The 313-nt window shown below is 40.3% G+C and carries 1 rRNA gene; it reads right to left on the bottom strand.

Going from position 1 to position 313, the window contains the following annotated elements:
- Window positions 1-6 precede the first annotated feature (6 nt).
- Window positions 7-121: ribosomal RNA gene (gene rrf / locus ACE01T_RS12400) — 5S ribosomal RNA — on the bottom strand.
- Window positions 122-313: the final 192 nt, after the last annotated feature.

Genomic DNA, 313 nt, shown 5'->3' with positions numbered 1-313 from the left:
ATAATGAGCTGGCGATGACTTACTCTCACATGGGTAATCCCACACTACCATCAGCGCTAAGAGGTTTCACTTCTGAGTTCGGGAAGGGATCAGGTGGTTCACTCTTGCTATGGTCGCCAGCACAACTGTTTATGACTTTGCGTTTGGTCTTATTTAGATGCCAATGCTTGGTCAAATAGAATTCATTAACAGGTATATCTGAGTGTCATATTTTGTTCTTTAGCGTTCACTAAATCAAGCTGTTTTGCTTAATATCGAATTAATTGATGCTTTATACAACAACTGTTTGGGTGTTGTATAGTCAAGCCTCACG

This window comes from Acinetobacter uliginosus (assembly GCF_044130295.1).
Lineage (GTDB): Bacteria > Pseudomonadota > Gammaproteobacteria > Pseudomonadales > Moraxellaceae > Acinetobacter.
The sequence above is the reverse complement of the archived record's forward strand: the minus strand, read 5'-3'. Positions and strand labels throughout refer to the sequence as shown.